Raw genomic sequence first — 16,829 nt, forward strand, 5'->3', positions numbered from 1 at the left:
ATCGAGCGGAGACGGTCACTGGATGTTTACGGTGCCTTTGCACTCTTCTTGCGCGCCGCCTCGAACTCGTCGCCGGCCTGCCAGCTCACCGTGTCCGGCGCCAGCAACTCCTGCCAGCCCAGCGCGAAGCCGTAGCGGGCCAGCGCGGCATTGCTGGCGAAGTCCATTTCCGGCGTCCACTCGTCGCCCGGACGGTGATAGCGGTTGGTGGTGTAGTCGTCTTCCTGCGCCTTGCCCCACTCCTTGGTGTGGCCGGCGAACCTGGTGCCGTTGCCGATGGAGAAGGCCGGCACGCCGACGCGGGCGAAGCTGAAGTGATCCGAGCGGTAGTAGTGGCCCGCGCCCGGGTTGGCATCCGGCTCGATCTCGTAGTGGAACGACTTGGCCGTCTTCTCCACCGTGGGGAAGAAGCTGATGCGGTCGGCGCCGGTGACGTTGACCGACTCCGGCACGCCGATCGGCGCGATGGCGTCGTAGTTCAGGTCCAGCGCGATCTGCGCCGCCGGGATCGGCGGGTGCGCACCCAGGTAGCGCGAGCCCAGCAGGCCCTTCTCCTCGGCCGTGACCGAGGCGAAATACACCGGGTGCGGCGGCTTGTCCTTCATCTGGCTGTAGGCATGCGCCAGTTCCAGCAGGATGCCGCAGCCGGTGCCGTTGTCCACCGCGCCGTTGTAGATGTTGTCGCCGGTCATGCCCGGGTCGATGCCCAGGTGGTCATAGTGCGCCGTGTAGAACACCGCCTGCTTCGGCGTGCCCTTGTCGCTGCCCGGCAGCATCGCCACCACGTTGGGCGACTGGAACTTGCGCACCTTGCTCAGCACGTGCGCCTTCAGGCGCACCGGCAGCTCCACCGCCTTGAAGTCGCGGGTGCCGGCGAGGGCGATCTGCTCGTCCAGCTTGAGGCCCGCCTTGGACAGCAGCAGCCGCGCCACCTCGAGCTGGATCCAGGCGGCGCTCTGCAGCTTGGGATCCTTGTCGTCGGCCAGGTAGACCTGCTCGTTGCTCCAGGAACTGCGCACTACGTCCCAGGGATAGCTGGCCAGGTCGGTACGGTGGATGATCAGCGCGCCCACGGCGCCCTTGCGCGCCGCTTCCTCGAACTTGTACATCCAGCGGCCGTAATAGGTCAGGGTGCTGCCGTTGAAGAACTTGGGATCCTTGGACGGCGGCTGGTTGACGATGATCAGCACCACCTTGCCCTTGACGTCCACGCCCTTGTAGTCGTCCCACTGGTATTCCGGCGCGTCGATGCCGTAGCCGACGAACACGATCGGCGCGTCGATGTCGGCCGATTCGCCCTGGGTCTGGTTGCTGACCACGAAGTCGTCGCGGTACTTCAGTTGCACCGCGTCGCCGCTGGGTGGCTGCAGCGCGAAGCTGGTGGCCGGCTGCGACTGCACGCCGACGAAGTTCACGTTCTGGAAATAGCTGCCGTCGTCGCCCGCCGGCTTGAGTCCATACAACGCGAACTGGGTGGCGATGTACTTGGCGGCAATATCGCCGCCGCGCACGCCCGGACCGCGGCCTTCCAGCGCGTCGTCGCCGAGGAAGCGCACGTGGGCGCTGATGCGGCCGGCGTCGATGCCCTGCATCGCCTCCGTCACCGCCGCCGGCAGGCCGAGGTCGGTAGGGGGCGGCGGCAGGGGCGTGGGGTCGGCGCAGGCGCCGGCGGCGACGCCCAGGCCCAAGGCCAGGGCGAGGGCCGCGATCAACCGCCCCCTGAAGGGGGCTTCCCTCACCCCGCCAATCGCTCCGCGATTGGCCCTCCCCTCTCCCGCTGCGCGGGCGAGGGACAGTAGTCGGCGGCTGAGCCGCCGCTGCAACAAAAGCGATCTCATGGAATAAGGTCCCGGATTCAAGGTCAAAAAGGGGGCCGCTTTGCGGTATGGCGCCAATCTTCGCAGAATTGCCCCATCGGAAAAACCCAGGAGCGTGAGTCATGCAGGAACCCGGCGCTGGAAGCCGGCGGGATTATTCTCCCGCCGACCGCCTGTTGATGCGTTTGCAGCAGAGCCTGCAGACCCTCGCGCCCCGTCCCCAGGACCCGGCCGAGGCTCCGGCGTACCCCGCCGGCAGCCTGCCGGAGGCGTCCATGGACAACCAGGCGCGCCGCCGCGCCGCCGGCCTGATGCGCGTCAACCACGCCGGCGAAGTCTCGGCCCAGGCCCTCTATCACGGCCAGGCCCTGGTGTCGCGGGATCCGGCCATCCGCAAGCATCTGCTGCATGCGGCGGACGAGGAGCGCTCCCATCTCCAGTGGTGCGAGACGCGCCTGGGCGAGCTGGGCGAGAAGCCGAGCATCCTCAGTCCCTTCTGGTACGTCGGCTCCTTTGCCATCGGCGCCGTCGCCGGGCTGGCGGGCGACCGCTGGAATCTGGGTTTCGTCGAGGAGACCGAGCGGCAGGTGGTCGAGCACCTGGAGGATCACCTCCAGCAGTTGCCCAAGGACGATCAGCGTAGCCGGGCGATTGTCGAGGCGATGAAGGAGGACGAGGCGCGGCATGGCGACGAGGCTGCTGCTGCCGGGGCGCATCCATTGCCGTTGCCGGTGCGGGGGTTGATGAAGCGGGTGTCGAAGTTGATGAAGTTCGGGGCTTATCGCCTGTAGCTTTTGTAGGATGTGCTGAGCGTAGCGAAGTGCATCTATCGCGGCTTTATTCCCTGCTCTGATACTACGGCGTACGCGCTAGCGCGCGAGGCGTTTAAGTCGCAGATTGAAGCTGCGGTTCCGCCTTGAAGGCGGGTCACTTTCTTGTCTCCAGCGACAAGAAAGTAACCAAAGAAGCGCCGCCCCGGAGCCTGCGCCCACATTTCGTTTTCGAGTTCATCCTTGCCGTCCCTGGCGAAACTTCATTGCTTTTTCCAACCCCCAGCCCGGCCATCCATGGCCGGGCGTTCGGGACTCCTGGAGTGACATTGAGTCACTCCAGGAGTCCCTCACCCTGCGCTTCTCGCCCGCGGCGGGGTTTTCAGACAGGCCATCCCTGGCCTGTCTGAAAACGCTTCGGCATCCTGCTTCGCCTCGCGCCAAACAGGCGCGAGCCTATGTCGCCGCGGACTCCGATGCTCGGCGCAGGCAACGGGGGGGAATATCAAAAGCCACGTCAAAAGCGCAATGCAACGTCAAAAGCCGAAGTGTCGCTCTTGGGCGCTCCCGATCCCTCTTCGTCATCCCCGCGTAGGCGGGGATCCAGTTTTACTGACCTCGATGCACGAACGCGGGCACTCAAATCCGAAAACCCAACCGTAAAAACCCTTCTCGGACGTTCTCGTACCTTCTGGACCCCCCAAAATCGCCATCCGTGTCCTTCACTCACCGCATGCGTGCCAACAACAAACCTTGGCACGCATGGCACGCATGCTAAGCGGCCAGGTGCCGTAAAGTGGGGAAAAGCGGGCCCGAGGGGCATCCCGGTCCATTTCGCTATGTGCGTTTTCCGACAGACGCGCGGCCGGTTCGGTGGTATACCTCGCTGCTGCCTCCACCCGTCACGCTCCGTGACGGTGCAAACGGTTTGTCCCCGCTGCGGTGTTGCCATCTCCGGCGCATGACAAGCCTTGCGTTCAAGCGCAACCGGCAGCGGTGTCCGGCAATTCCGCCGGCCCCGGCGATGCATCAACGAAAAAGCGAGTTCACCATGAATCTCCCCGAATCAGCGGAAAGCACCCTGGCGGTAGCGCCCGCGCCGCCGCGTACCAACAAGCAGATCAGAGCCAGTTCCATTGCCAACGAGCAGGCGGCGCAGAAGCGCTGGAAGCTGATGCTGGCGGACGCCAAGACCACCTGGGTGAAGGTGCCGCCGGAAGATCTGACCCGCGTCAACGGCAACCTGAACATCCTGGCCGGCCTGATCCAGTTGCGTTATCACACCACGCGCGAAGATGCCGACCAGCAGGCGAAGCAGTTCTATGACGCGCACCCCGCTGTTGTCTGATTGACCCGGTTGTCCCGTTTCCCAAGGAGGATGCATCGATGAACATCAGCAATGTCCCGAAGCGGAATGCGGGCGCTGCGGTTCAGCGCGAAGTCCCGTTGGGGCAGAAGGATCTGGAGAAGCTGTTCGGCGGTCCGGTCAGCAGCACGCCGGCCCGGGTCGCCAACAGCCCGCGTCTGTTCCACGGCAAGTTCGCCGACCATCTCTGGTGCGGCCACTGCAAGCGCACCTTCCCCAATGGCATGTACCGCCAGGTCGGTGAATTCCGCCTGTGTCCGTACGCGGACTGCGACGGCCACGCCTCGGTCGATGCCATGCCCTGGGAACGGGTCAAGTCGACCAATCCGGACTATCCGGCGGTCCCCGCGACCGGCACGCTCTATCCGATGGCGCCCCCTGCGGTGCCGGCGCGCGCCGCGTTTTTCTAGGGGCTCAGCTGCGGCGCGCGCCGCAGTTCGCGTATCCTGCCTGAGGGGACCAGTCCGGTTCCGTCAGCCCAAGGTCCGCCATTCTTTCCAGGCAAACGCCGCAACAGAGTCGATTGCTGGCCGTGCTGCCGGCGGCGGAGCGCGAGCGCCTGTTTCCCCACCTGGAGCTGGTGGCGCTGACGGCGGGAGAGGTGCTGTACGAATCCCGGGTGCGCTTCGAGCACGTCTATTTCCCCACCGACTGCATCGTCTCCCTGCTGTACCTGATGGAGGACGGCGCCTCCGCGGAAATCGCCGTGGTCGGCAATGAGGGGCTGGTCGGCATCGCGCTGTTCATGGGCGGCGACACCACGCCGAGCCGCGCGGTGGTGCGCAGCGCCGGCTATGCCTACCGCCTGCCGGGCAAGCTGCTGCAGCAGGAATTCGCCCGCTCAGGCCCGGTGCAGCATCTGTTGCTGCGCTATACCCAGGCCCTGCTGACCCAGATGGCGCAGACCCAGGCTTGCAGCCGGCATCATACGATCGATCAGCAGTTCTGCCGCTGGCTGCTGCTGAGTCTTGACCGGCTGCCGTCCAGCAAGATGAAGATGACCCAGGACGAGATCGCCAACCTGCTCGGCGTGCGCCGCGAGGGCGTCACCGTGGCCGCCGGGCGGCTGCAGAAAGCCGGCCTGATCGAATACGCGCGCGGCCGCATCACCGTGCTGGACCGGGCCGGCCTGGAGAAACAGTCGTGCGAGTGCTACCAGGTGGTCAAGCGCGAATTCGACCGCCTGCTGCCGGATGTGATGGCGACCTGATCTTCCTTGGCGGTGCCGTGACGCTACACCCGGTTCCTCTGGAAGAAACTTTTCACCTGCCGGTCGGCTTCGTGATGGTCGAAGGAATAGTGCCGCTGCAGCAGCACGATCAGCTTCGCCGGATCGCCCTCGATCCGCTCCAGCTCGCCGCCGCTGAGCTTGCTCCAGGTCAGGCGGGCGCTGCCGATGTGCCGCCGCCACGCCGCCCTGCCGGACTTTTCTTCCGCAGTAGGCGTGGGTGGGCGCGGATGCTCCCGGTCCCAGGCCAGGGCGGCGATAGTCGGCCGCTCGCCGAGTTCGATCAACGCGCCCGGCGTCACCGGCGGCTTGATCTCGTAAAAGGTGGCGGTGCTGAAAATGGGAATGCGTTTCGCGTCCGGCAACGGCAACGGCGCCGGTGCTGCGCCCGCCGGTGTGGTGAGGCTTGCGTTCATGCTGACTCCTGCGGCGAAGCCGCGACGATTGCCGCGAGTGTTCCGCTTTCACGAGTTACGCTATACCCGGCAAGCTGCCGCGTCTGTGCGGTCTCCGACGCATGGCGATGCGGTGTTTGGCGTACACTTGCCTTCCATCTATAGGAGCCTTGAGCCATGGCGCAGTCGATCAGGCTTCTCGGCTGGCTCGACCCGGAACTGCCCGCACGCTGGAAAGAGAGCGGCCAGTACGAATTCCGCATCAAGCTCTCCGAAATCCCGTCATCCGCGTGGAAAAAGACTTTCCACGATCTGAGCAAGAACCAGGCACCCGCGTTTACCATCGAGCAGGACATCGTGGTGCTGGCTTGCGAACTGAGCGAGATCGAAGCCAACGCCAGCCGCATCAAGCAGCGGCTCGAACTGGTCAACCAGACGGTTGTTCGCCAGGAGCGCGAAGTCGACGAGCGCGTTGCCCGCCAGATGTCCGCCGCCGAGGAAGTGCGCAAAAAGATTCTGGCCGCGGTCGAAGGGATTCGCTTCGACTGATCGCCGCATTCCAGACGTCTCGCGGCGATCCTGTGTTCGGTAGCGCACCGATGCAAACGGCCGTCTCACGTTAATCTCGACAGGTTGACGCGGCAGTGCCGCGAGAGATTCGATTTCCGGCGGCATCGACGCCACGGCGAGTCTCGAAAGGTGATGCGGCGCCACGCCCGCAACGACGGTGGTGCAAGGATGGAAAAGCAGCAGATGGAAAGGACCTTCGGCGGCCCCATTGTCGTCGGCCGGGCGCGCAAGCCGGCAAAATCCGCGTGGTTCTGGCAGGCGCGCGAGGCACACCTCTGGTGCAGCATGTGCAGCCGCACCTTTCCCAACGGCACCTGTCGCCTGGCCGATGGCGAGCAGCATTGCCCCTATGCCGATTGCGATGGCCTGTTGTCCAGGGATGTATCCGACTGGAGCAGCATCCGGCGCGAGCATCCGAACTATCCGGTGGCGCCATGGCTGGGCATCCAGTATCCGTTGAACGCACCGCCCCAGAAGGTCAGCCGCTAGGCCATGCATACCGTCACCCCCGACGCGTTCGTTTCCCTGAACGCCAATGCCGCCGCGCAAATGAAAACATCCACCGAAGCCCAGGCAGCCGATGCCATGCAATTGCTCGCCGCCGGGGAGCAGCCCGCCGTATTGATCGAGCGCCCGGACGCCGGTTCCGACTTCGTGTTGGCCTGCGATCACGCCGGCCGTGACATTCCGCGGATGCTGGATTCGCTCGGCCTGTCGGAAACCGAGCTGTCGAGCCACATTGCCTGGGACATCGGCACCGCCGGCGTCGCACGTCGCTTGTCGGAACGGCTCGACGCCACCCTGGTGTTGCAGCCATATTCGCGCCTGGTGATCGACTGCAATCGTACGCCGGGCTCGCCCGAGTCCATCGTAGACCGCAGCGAATGGACGCAGATCGGCCGCAACGAAGATCTCTCCGAGGCGGAAATCGAAGCGCGCGGTCGCGAAATCTTCCAGCCCTACCACGACGCCCTGCGCGAAATTCTCGATGCGCGCCAGCGGCAGCGCCGCAAGACCGTGCTGATCTCGATCCACAGCTTCACCCCGTCCTACCGCGGCGCCGCGCGGCCCTGGCACATCGGCGTGATGTACCACCGCGATGCCCGCCTGGCGACCGAGTTGCTGCGCCTGCTGCGCCGCGACGAGCGGCTGCCGGTCGGCGACAACGAGCCGTATTCGATCAGCGACGAAACCGACTACACCATTCCCATCCACGGCGAAGCGCGCGGCATTCCGCACCTCGCCCTGGAAATCCGCCAGGACCTGATCGCCGACGAAGCCGGCCAATCCACCTGGGCCGGGCGCCTGGCCAAGCTGCTCAAGCAGGCTGTCGAAAGCCTCGACGCCAAGGCGTGAACGCGAGGGTTCGGCGCCGGACTTGAATGTGCAGCCGGAGTTGCGCGGAATATTTTGAAATCGGGCCCAGGCCCGACTCATTTGCAGACACAGGACCAGGCAATGCGCATCCGCATCGGTTATGAATTGGTATACGAGTTTCCCCAGCCGACGCCGGTGATCCTCACCCTCAGCGTGCATTACAGCCGTGCCTCAGACTTGGTGCGGCCCGACCATCTGATCACCGACCCCTCCATTCCGGTGACGGCCTACCGCGACGGCTTCGGCAACTGGTGCAGCCGCCTGGTCGCGCCGCAGGGCCGCTTGCGCCTGACCGCGGATGCGCTGATCAACGACTCCGGCCTGCCGGAAGTCGCCCTGCCCAATACCTGGCAGATCGACGTGCAGAACCTGCCGGAAGAAACCCTGGTGTTCCTGCTCGGCAGCCGCTACTGCGAAACCGACCAGCTCTCCGACATCGCCTGGAAACTGTTCGGCCAGGCGCCGATGGGCTGGGGCAGGGTGCAGGCGATCTGCGACTTCGTCCACAATCACATCAAGTTCGGTTACGAGCACGCCAGCGCGACCAAGACCGCCCTGCAGGTTTACAACGAGCGCACCGGCGTGTGCCGCGACTACGCCCACCTCGCCATCGCCTTCTGCCGCTGCATGAACATCCCGGCGCGCTACTGCACCGGCTACCTCGGCGACATCGGCATGCCGCCGCCCTATGGCGCGATGGACTTCGCCGGCTGGTTCGAAGCCTGGCTCGGCGGCGCCTGGTACACCTTCGACGCCCGCAACAACCAGCCCCGCATCGGCCGTGTCCTCATCGCCCGCGGCCGCGACGCCGCCGATGTGGCCATCAGCACCTGCTTCGGCGAGAACAAGCTGGAAAGCTTCAAGGTGTGGACCGACGAAGTGGTATAGCTGCGCGCATTATGTCTGGCGCTGAACGAAAAAAAGCCGGAGCGCCTCGCGGCGCCCCGGCTTTCAGCTAAAACTTCTTACTTGCTCTTGCCCGCGGTCAGCCCGCGCGCTTCGAGCAGCGGGCCCACTTCCGGCGGCTTGCCGTAGAAGTCCACGAACAGCGAGGTCGGGTCGGCGCTGAAGCCGCGCGACAGCACCTTGGCGCGCAGCAGGTCGCCGTTCTCGCGCTTGAGGCCGCCGTGGGTGTTCATCCAGTGCTCGGTGTCCTTGGCCAGCACGTCGCTCCAGATGTAGGCGTAGTAACCCGCCGCGTAGCCGTTGGAGAAGATATGCGAGAAGTACGTCGTGTGGTAGCGCGGCGGCACCAGGGCGTAATCCACGTTGGACTTCTTCAGCGCGGCGGCTTCGAAGGCCATCACGTCCTTCGCTTCCGGCGTCTGGCCAGGCGGGATCTCGTGCCAGTTCATGTCGAGGATTGCCGCCGCCAGGTATTCGCCGGTGGTGAAGCCCGCGTTGAACTTGCGCGCCGCCAGCACCTTGTCCAGCAGTTCCTTCGGCATCGGCGCGCCGGTCTGGTAATGCTTGGCGTAATTGGCCAGCACCTGGGGATCGTGCGACCACATCTCGTTGTACTGCGAGGGATACTCGACGAAGTCCGGCGGCGTGGCGGTGCCGGCGAACAGCGGATACTGAACGTTGGAAAGCATGCCGTGGATGGCATGGCCGAACTCGTGGAACATGCCGTTGACGTCGTCGAAGCTCAGCAGCACCGGCTGGCCTTCCGGCGGCTTCGGCAGGTTGAGGTTGTTGACCACCACCGGCTTCAGGCCGAGCAGCTTGGACTGGCTCACGTACTCGTTCATCCAGGCGCCGCCCTGCTTGTTGTCGCGGGCGAAGTAGTCGGCCAGGAACAGCGCCAGCGGCGTGCCGTCCTCGTTGAACACCTCGAACACGCGCACGTCCTTCTGGTACACCGGCAGATCGGTGCGTTCCTTGAAGGTCAGGCCGTAGAGCTGGTGGGCGGCATAGAACACGCCGTCCTGCAGCACGTGATTCATCTCGAAGTACGGTTTCACCTGCGACTCGTCGAAGGCATAACGCTTCTGGCGCAGCTGCTCGGCGTAGTAGGCCCAGTCCCAGGGCTGCAGCTGGAAGGTCTTGACGTGGTTGGCCTTGGCGTCGGCGTCGGCCAGCTTCTGCAGTTCCGCGGCGTCCTTGCGCGCATTGGCCAGCGCGCCGGCAGCGAGCTGTGCCAGCATCTTGTTCACCGCTTCCGGGGTGCCGGCGGTTTCGTCTTCCAGTGCATAGGAAGCGAAATCCTTGTAGCCCAGCAGGGCCGCCTTGTCGGCGCGCAGCTTGACGATCTGCGCCACCGTGGCGGCGGTGTCGTCGGCGCCGCCGTTGCCGCGGGCGATGGAAGCCTTGTACAGACGCTCGCGCAGCTCGCGGTTCTTCAGCTGCATCAGCGCCGGCTGCGTGGTGGTGTTCATCAGGGCGATGACCCACTTGCCGTCGAGCTTGCGGGTCTTCGCCGCCTGCGCCGCGGCGGCAATGCTGTCCGCCGGCATGCCGTCAAGATCGGATTCCTTGTCCACCACCACCGCGCCGTCGTTGGTCGCCTTCAGCACGGTCTGCTGGAACTGGGTGGTGAGGGAGGAGATCTGCTCGTTGAGCTTGCGCAGCTTGTCCTTGTCCGCGTCCGACAGCTTGGCGCCGGCGCGCACGAACAGCGTGTGGTAGCGCTCCAGCAGGCGCAGCGACTCGGCATCGAGGCCGAGGCCGGCACGATCCTGGTACAGCTTGTCGGCGCGGGCGAACAGCGCCGGGTCGAGGAAGATCGCATCCTGGTGTGCCGACAGCTTGGGCGCCATCTCGGCCTGGATCTTGTCCAGTTCGTCGCTGGTGTTGGACGAGGTCAGGTTGTTGAACACGCTGCTGACGCGTGCCAGCTCCTGGCCGGAGCGTTCCAGCGCGACGATGGTGTTGTCGAAACTCGGCGCTTCGGCGCTGTGCGCGATTGCGTCCACTTCCTTGCGTTGCGCCGCCATGCCTTCCTCGAAGGCCGGCCGGTAGTCCGACTCCTGGATCTTGTCGAACGGCGGCATGTTGTAGGGCAGCGGGCTGACCGCGGCGAACGGCGAAGGCGCGGGCTTGGCGGCCGGCTGGGCCGCGGGCGTCGCGGCGGGGGCGGGTGTCGTGTTGTTGTTGCAGGCCACCAGTCCGGCTCCTGTGGTCAAAATCAATGCGAGTGCCGCGTACGGCAGTTTTGAAGCTTTCATTCTGTCTCCCTTGATCACGGCGTGCACGCCGCAACGCGGCCCCATCCGGGCCGGGCGGCGCTCGGCAAGAAGTAACTGAACTTTACCAAACAACGGTTGAAACTTAGATGCAGCGGAGGTCCTGGCGGTTTAAAGTCCCCGACACATATGGGGAGCAGTATCGGCGTCCGGACACTGGTCGGGCGCGGCGTCGGTGGGTGGGCGCCTGGATCGTGGCCATCCGCACGTAATCCGCTTTCTCGGGGGAATCACATGACTGTCCGCTGGATCAAGCCGGCTTCCGCGCTGCTGCTGTCGCCTTTTCTGCTGTCCCTGGGAGGCTGCTCGGGTGGCGGTTCGTCCGATGGCGGTTCCTCGTCCAGCAGTTCGTCCTCGAGCGGTGGTTCATCCTCCAGCAGCGGCGCCGTGGCCTATTGCGCCAACCTGCCGCAGGCCACCAGCCTGATCGGCCAGCCGGGCTTCACCACCAACACCCCGGACAACGGCGGTATTTCCGGCCTGACGCTGGGCGGCGTGCAGGGGGCGGTGGCGGTGTATTCCAATCCCGCCAGCCCTTCGGTCAGCCCAATCACCTATGTGGCGGATACGGCCAACAATCGCATTCTTGGCTTCGGGGGCATTCCCAAGGGCATCAACACCACGGCGGCAAACTTCATCATCGGACAGTCCACCGCGTCGGATCAGACGCCTGGCACCGGCCCCGAGGGCGGCAACCCGATCAAGTTCGCCAACCCGAGCAAGATCTCGACTGCCAACGTATCCGGTCACGCCTATGTGACAGTCGCCGATTCCGGTAACAACCGCGTGTTGATCTGGAATAAGCCGCCGATGGGCAACACTGCCCCCGACGTTGTGGTTGGCCAGCCGGACTTCACTCACGCCAGCGCCAACCAGCCAAATGCAACCCCGTCGGCTGCTGGCCTGGACCATCCGACCGCGGCGGTCATCACCTCCGGGGGCCAACTGGTAGTGGTGGACAAGAGCAATAATCGCGTCTTGATTTGGAACAAGGTTCCGACCGAAAACGGCACCCCGGCAGATCTCGAGCAGGGCCAGGTTGCCACCGATACAACGGGCGCCACCACCTGCACCGCCAACACCGGCACAGCCGGGTATTGCTTTACCACCAACGTTCCGAGCATCGACCAGTTCAACGGCACCACCAACATTCTGGCGATGCGTCAGCCGTCCGATGCCTGGACGGATGGTTCCAACCTGTTGGTCACCGACACAGGCAACAACCGCGTGCTGTACTGGACCAGCGTGCCCGGCACCATGAACCAGTTGCCGGACAACCTGCTGGGCGCCACCCAGTTCGGCTCCTACAACCCGGCTGGTGGCGCCGGCACCCAGAATTTCAACGCACCCTGGGGCGTGGCTTCGAACGGTACCAACGTGTTCGTCGCCGACGCTGGCAACAATCGCATCATGGAGTTCCAGGCCTATGTGACTACGCCGAGGAACGGCCCGGCCGCCAATGACGTCTTCGGCCAGAAGGACTTTACCCACATCACGCAGAATGACCCTGATCAGAACGGCGCCGTCGGCGACCAGCATTTCAACCCGGCTACCAATGGCGTTACGGCCGGCACCATGTCCAGCCCCCAGGGTCTGTACGTGGATGCCGCCTCCAATATCCTGCTGGTTTCGGATAACGCCAACAGCCGTGTCCTCGGGTTTCCGGCGTCGGCCGGCGTCGATGGGACTGAGAGTTACATTCCCTGCAGTCCCTGAAACCGGCTGTCTTCACATACGACAAGGGCAGCCATTGGCTGCCCTTGTCTTTTGATGCCGGCGCGATCCAGCGCTGGATATTGCGGACGTCTCGGGCCGGCACGCCGTCAGAGCCTGGCCGGCGGCAAGCGGTGGCGCCAGCGCGCAAGCTGCCCGGCCAGTTGCGCATAACGCTCGGTGATCGATCGTAGCTGCTGCTCCAGGGCGTCGCGATCGGCTCCGGGATTCTGCTTCAGGATGGTGTTTTCGATCTCCCCGCATTCGGCCGCGAGGAGGGTGGCTCCGACCATCGCGCAATTGGCCTTGAGGCTGTTCACTTCGTGCCACAGGCGCTTGAGGTTGCCCGCAGCACTTGCATCCAGCAGGGTCTGGCGCGCATGGGCGGCGCTGGCGCACATCGCCTCGATCACCTCCAGCGCGCCGTCCGCGCCCACCTCTTCAGCCAGCCGCGCCAGCGCACCGTCGTCGAAAGCGTTACCCACCGCGGGGGTGGCGGCGGCCGGGTCTCCCGGGCGGGGTTCCAGCGCGGCGGCGACCTCGCGCAGCGCCTGTTCGAGCTGCTGTCGCCGGATCGGCTTGGCCAGATGCCGTTCCATGCCCGCGTCGATGCACTGCTGGCGTTCGCTGTCCAGCACGTTGGCGGTCATGGCGAAGATGCGCGGCTGCTGGATCGGCAGCAGCCGGATGCGGCGCGCCGCCTCGAGGCCGTCCATCACCGGCATCTGCGCGTCCATCAGCACCACGTCGTAGCGCTGCCGCTCCACCTGCTGCACCGCCACGAGACCGTTCTCCGCCAGGTCCGCGGTGTAGCCCAGCGATTCGAGCATGAGCAGCGCCACCTTCTGGTTCATCGCGTTGTCCTCCACCAGGAGGATGCGCAAGTCAGGCGCGGGCATCGTCGGCGCGGCGACTTCGGGTGCAGCCACCGGCGCGATCCCGGACAGCAGATCCAGGAAGGCGTCGAGCAGGGCCGAGCGGCGCAGCGGCTTGAGCAGCACGCGGTTGAAATCGGGCAGGTCGCGCGCCGAGCGGCGCACGCTGCTGAGCAACAGCAAGGGTAGCTGCGCATGGCTGTGCTGCCGGCGGATTGCGGCGGCGAGCTCGTCGCCGCCCATCTCCGGCATCTGGAAGTCCAGCGCGCCGAGATCGAACGGCTCGCCGCGCCCGATCATCTCCAGTGCCTCGTGCGGCGAGCCAGTGTCGGTCGGCTGCATGCCCCACTCCAGCGCCGTCGCGCGCAGGATGCGCCGGTTGGCGGGATTGTCGTCGACGATCAGCAGGCGCTTGCCGGCGAGGATGGTGCTGTCCGGCCGCGGCGCCATGCGCCAGGCCGGATCGGTTTCGGCGGCGAAGGTAAACGAAAAGATCGAGCCCAGGCCGGGATGGCTCTCCACCGCCACGCCGCCGCCCATGCGCTCGGCCAGGCGCTTGGAGATGGCCAGGCCCAGGCCGGAGCCGCCGTAGTGTCGGGTGGTCGAGGCGTCGACCTGGCTGAAGGTCTGGAACAGGCGGTCGAAGCGGTCGGCCGGAATGCCGATGCCGGTATCGCGCACGGCGACCTGCAGCAGATGCCGTCGTGCGTCCAGGCGTGTCGCGCTGACGCTGACCACCACCTCGCCGAGCTCGGTGAACTTGACCGCGTTGGACAGGTAGTTGACCAGGATCTGGCTTACCCGCCAACGGTCGCCCTTGACCATTTCCGGGGTGTCCGCGGCGAATTCGCTGGCGAGGTCGAGATTCTTCTGCGCGGCCTTGACCGCCACCATCTCCAGCGCCTCCTCGACCGTGCGGCGCAGATCGAAGATCTGCTCGTCGAGCTCGATCATGCCGGCCTCGACCTTGCTGAAATCGAGGATGTCGTTGATCACCGACAGCAGGTGTTCGCCGCTGCTGTGAATGATCTCGACATTGTCGCGCTGCTCCCCGTCCAGTTTCGTCTCGCACAGCAGCTCCGACATGCCGATCACCGCGTTCAGCGGCGTGCGGATTTCGTGGCTCATGTTGGCGAGGAAGGCGCTCTTGGCGTGGTTGGCGTCGAGCGCGCGCTTCTCGGCCTGCTCGCGGCGCGCGATGTCGCGCTGGATCGCGCCGGCCATGTCATTGAAGGTCTCGCCGAGGCGCTGCAGTTCCAGCAAGGTATGTGGACCGACGCGCTGGCCGTAGTCGCCGCCGGCGATACGCCGCGTGAGCTGCATCAGGTCGCGCAGCGGCCGCGTCAGCCCGCGCTCCGACACCAGGAATGTGGCGGTGCTGAGCAGCAGGAGCAGAAGAAAGAATGCGATCTGCGAGCTGAGCAGGCGCGCGCCGCGCGCCCGCAGGGCCGCGACCTCGCTCTGCGTGCGCGCGTCGGCGAGGCCCTGGAATTGCCTGACCGCCGCCATGATGCGGTCCTTGTAGGCGTTGTAGGTGCCGTCCGCCAGGTGTTCGTATTCGGGCTGGATGTCGGCCGGATAGCTCCGGTCCACGCCGCGGGCGATGCGCCCGGCCACCCGGTCCATCACTCCGATCTCGATGCGCGTAAGCTCGTCGGAAGCTTGGCGCGAGCTGTCGAGCGCCGCGAACTCGTTTTCGGGAAGGTGCGCGGCACGCATCATTTCGATCAGCGAGAAGGGCGGACCGTATTCCACGCCAGCCTTGCCATGCGCCAGCACGCGATCCCAGAACGAGCCGTCGTAGTCGCGCGGCCGCGGCGCGGTGCCGTTGCGGATCGCCAGGATCTCTTCGTAGTACTCGCGGTAGCGCGGCTCGCCGGTCGCCACGTACTGGCGCACCATGCTGGTGAGCTGGTCGGAGCTCTGCCGCATGGCCTCGGACAGCGCGTAGGACTCGTGGTGGCGGGTCTCCGCCTGCGCCTGCAGCGCGGCCGTGCGGATCTGCCACCACGTGACGTAGCCCAGGCCGCACAGCAATACCGCGATGACGCCCAAGAGCAGGGCGATGGTGACCCGCACCGAGATCATGGCTTCCTCCCTGGGGTAGGTTAGCCCGTTTCCCGGATGCGGCGCAGGCGCAGGGGCTTGCCGGTTGACCGCTTGAGATCCCAGGCGCTAAAAGTGCCCCGGGCTGCGAGTTTTGGGACAGCAGGCAATGAAACTGGACGTCGGGATGTTGTTCCTGTTCGGCATACCGCTGGGGCTCGTATGCGGCTTCCTGCAAGTCGCATTCTGGCTGCGCTGGCGCCAGCGTGAGTTGCTGTGGTGGGCGGCGGGGGACTGGCTCGGGGCGGCCGGTGTGCTCCTGCTGTTGTCCGGCTTGTCCGGCGCATCGCTTGCCCCATGGTTTTCCCGGTCCCTGGCCGAAACCGCGCTATTTGCCTCGGGCCTGCTGCTGTGGCTGGGCATGCGTTGCTTCGCCGGCCAGGCCCTGCCGCTGCGGACTTTCGCGGCCTTCGCATTGATCTATTTCGCGATGTTCGAGGCACTGCGGTCCTTCGTCCAGGACCTCGCAGTCCTGATCGTGCTTGCGTCCTTTGCGCACGGATTGATGCATGCCGGCATCGCCTTCGATCTGGCGCGGGCGCCGTTCGTCGATCGGCTGCGGGTGCGTGCCTTTTTGGTGGCCGTGTTCGTGCTGCACGCCTTGTTCTACCTGTTCCGCAGCGCAACCGCCGTCACGGTCGAAGCCGGGGCGGAGTTTCTCCATACCGTCGGCCTGCAGAGCGCGACGCTGCTGTTCGGCCTGGCCAATGTGCTGCTGTGGAATATCGCGGCGCTGTGGATGGTGGGGGAACGACGGCGTGCCCCTGGTCCCGGTGCGGCGATAGTGACTGTCTGATCCGGAAGCCCCGGGCGCAAACAAAAAGGCGGCCACAGGCCGCCTTTTTTACATCGACAGGAGGCTTCAGCGCTGGATGTTGCGGCCGTAGAAGATTTCCATGATCTCGTGATCGACGCGCTCGCGGATGCGCTTGGCATCGCGCGGCGGCAGCTCCGAGACGCCTTCGCCGAACAGGTAGGTGTCCGGGTCCAGTTGCTTCAGGCGCATCTTGGTGTGGAAGAAAATGGTTATCCCTGGTGGACGTTGACGTCCACCCGCCAGGGTGGGGCCTGGCGTGACCCGTCCTAGCCAGGGTTGACACCTTCTAGGGTGGACGAAAGATGTGCCAAAGACGCCCGATGCGCCGCATCGGGCGTTTTCATTTTCAATGATAGATGGGGACGCTCGCTGTTGTAGATGACCACGGACTCCCGCACCATCCGGGTGGCTTGGACGATGTCGGCGGGGCGCTGCAGCAGCAGTTCGGTTTTCAGGATGCCGTTGACCCGTTCGGCCAGGGCATTCTGATAGCAGTCGTAGCCATCGGTCATCGAGCAGGTCAGGCCGTGGCGCCGGTGGAGGTTTTGATAGTCCTCGGCGCAGTACTGAATCCCGCGATCGGAGTGGTGGATCAAGGGCTGGTAGGTCC

At 65.4% G+C, this 16,829-nt stretch carries 16 protein-coding genes; 10 read left to right on the forward strand and 6 right to left on the reverse strand.

Annotation, left to right across the window (positions count from 1 at the left end):
- Nucleotides 1–26 precede the first annotated feature (26 nt).
- Nucleotides 27–1,712, reverse strand: a complete 1,686-nt coding sequence (locus BP26_RS0110315) for a M28 family peptidase (RefSeq protein ID WP_211254887.1) — start codon at nucleotides 1,710–1,712, stop codon at nucleotides 27–29.
- A gap of 227 nt (nucleotides 1,713–1,939) precedes the next feature.
- Here BP26_RS0110315 and coq7 point away from each other — a divergent pair, with 227 nt between their 5' ends.
- From coq7 to BP26_RS0110335, 4 genes are all read left to right on the forward strand, one after another.
- Complete coding sequence (gene coq7, locus BP26_RS0110320; protein ID WP_029920503.1) at nucleotides 1,940–2,608, forward strand: 2-polyprenyl-3-methyl-6-methoxy-1,4-benzoquinone monooxygenase; 669 nt, start codon at nucleotides 1,940–1,942, stop codon at nucleotides 2,606–2,608.
- Nucleotides 2,609–3,638: 1,030 nt separating this feature from the next.
- The gene (locus tag BP26_RS0110325) at nucleotides 3,639–3,935 is read left to right on the forward strand and encodes a CsbD family protein (protein WP_051748815.1); all 297 of its coding nucleotides are present in this window, start codon (nucleotides 3,639–3,641) and stop codon (nucleotides 3,933–3,935) included.
- 38 nt (nucleotides 3,936–3,973) lie between these two features.
- Nucleotides 3,974–4,363 (forward strand): hypothetical protein, encoded by a 390-nt coding sequence (locus tag BP26_RS0110330; protein ID WP_029920505.1) that lies wholly within the window; start codon nucleotides 3,974–3,976, stop codon nucleotides 4,361–4,363.
- Between the two features lie 113 nt (nucleotides 4,364–4,476).
- On the forward strand, nucleotides 4,477–5,163 hold the full coding sequence (locus tag BP26_RS0110335; protein ID WP_436233351.1) for a Crp/Fnr family transcriptional regulator: 687 nt from the start codon (nucleotides 4,477–4,479) through the stop codon (nucleotides 5,161–5,163).
- A gap of 23 nt (nucleotides 5,164–5,186) precedes the next feature.
- Here BP26_RS0110335 and BP26_RS27525 read toward each other — a convergent pair whose 3' ends face one another.
- Nucleotides 5,187–5,597 (reverse strand): CsbD family protein, encoded by a 411-nt coding sequence (locus BP26_RS27525; RefSeq protein ID WP_051748816.1) that lies wholly within the window; start codon nucleotides 5,595–5,597, stop codon nucleotides 5,187–5,189.
- Between the two features lie 156 nt (nucleotides 5,598–5,753).
- Here BP26_RS27525 and BP26_RS0110345 point away from each other — a divergent pair, with 156 nt between their 5' ends.
- The 4 genes from BP26_RS0110345 (at nucleotide 5,754) to BP26_RS0110360 (ending at nucleotide 8,411) form a co-directional block, all read left to right on the forward strand.
- Nucleotides 5,754–6,125, forward strand: coding sequence for a hypothetical protein (locus BP26_RS0110345; protein WP_029920508.1), 372 nt, complete (start codon nucleotides 5,754–5,756; stop codon nucleotides 6,123–6,125).
- 204 nt (nucleotides 6,126–6,329) lie between these two features.
- The gene (locus BP26_RS0110350; RefSeq protein ID WP_157572470.1) at nucleotides 6,330–6,635 is read left to right on the forward strand and encodes a hypothetical protein; all 306 of its coding nucleotides are present in this window, start codon (nucleotides 6,330–6,332) and stop codon (nucleotides 6,633–6,635) included.
- A 3-nt stretch (nucleotides 6,636–6,638) separates the two neighbouring features.
- A complete protein-coding gene (locus BP26_RS0110355; protein WP_211254888.1) occupies nucleotides 6,639–7,502 on the forward strand; it encodes an N-formylglutamate amidohydrolase in 864 nt (287 codons plus the stop codon).
- A 102-nt stretch (nucleotides 7,503–7,604) separates the two neighbouring features.
- Complete coding sequence (locus BP26_RS0110360) at nucleotides 7,605–8,411, forward strand: transglutaminase-like domain-containing protein (protein ID WP_029920511.1); 807 nt, start codon at nucleotides 7,605–7,607, stop codon at nucleotides 8,409–8,411.
- A gap of 77 nt (nucleotides 8,412–8,488) precedes the next feature.
- On the opposite strand, the gene BP26_RS0110365 is transcribed toward BP26_RS0110360, so the two are convergent.
- Nucleotides 8,489–10,690 (reverse strand): M3 family metallopeptidase, encoded by a 2,202-nt coding sequence (locus BP26_RS0110365; protein WP_084182988.1) that lies wholly within the window; start codon nucleotides 10,688–10,690, stop codon nucleotides 8,489–8,491.
- 252 nt (nucleotides 10,691–10,942) lie between these two features.
- On the opposite strand from BP26_RS0110365, the gene BP26_RS0110375 reads away from it, so the two are divergent.
- A complete protein-coding gene (locus tag BP26_RS0110375; RefSeq protein ID WP_051748817.1) occupies nucleotides 10,943–12,424 on the forward strand; it encodes an NHL repeat-containing protein in 1,482 nt (493 codons plus the stop codon).
- Nucleotides 12,425–12,531: 107 nt separating this feature from the next.
- Here BP26_RS0110375 and BP26_RS27530 read toward each other — a convergent pair whose 3' ends face one another.
- The gene (locus BP26_RS27530) at nucleotides 12,532–15,384 is read right to left on the reverse strand and encodes a response regulator (protein ID WP_051748818.1); all 2,853 of its coding nucleotides are present in this window, start codon (nucleotides 15,382–15,384) and stop codon (nucleotides 12,532–12,534) included.
- A 127-nt stretch (nucleotides 15,385–15,511) separates the two neighbouring features.
- On the opposite strand from BP26_RS27530, the gene BP26_RS0110385 reads away from it, so the two are divergent.
- Entirely contained in the window at nucleotides 15,512–16,198 is a 687-nt protein-coding gene (locus BP26_RS0110385; protein ID WP_157572471.1) for a hypothetical protein, read from the forward strand.
- 66 nt (nucleotides 16,199–16,264) lie between these two features.
- Here the strand turns inward: BP26_RS0110385 and BP26_RS28465 are convergent, their stop codons facing one another.
- Complete coding sequence (locus BP26_RS28465) at nucleotides 16,265–16,408, reverse strand: hypothetical protein (RefSeq protein ID WP_245611765.1); 144 nt, start codon at nucleotides 16,406–16,408, stop codon at nucleotides 16,265–16,267.
- A 77-nt stretch (nucleotides 16,409–16,485) separates the two neighbouring features.
- Nucleotides 16,486–16,829, reverse strand: a 344-nt coding sequence (locus BP26_RS0110395; RefSeq protein ID WP_036516542.1) for an integrase core domain-containing protein, incomplete at its 5' end; no start/stop codon positions are given.

This window comes from Nevskia soli DSM 19509, assembly GCF_000711955.1.
In the GTDB taxonomy this organism is placed as follows: Bacteria; Pseudomonadota; Gammaproteobacteria; order Nevskiales; family Nevskiaceae; genus Nevskia; species Nevskia soli.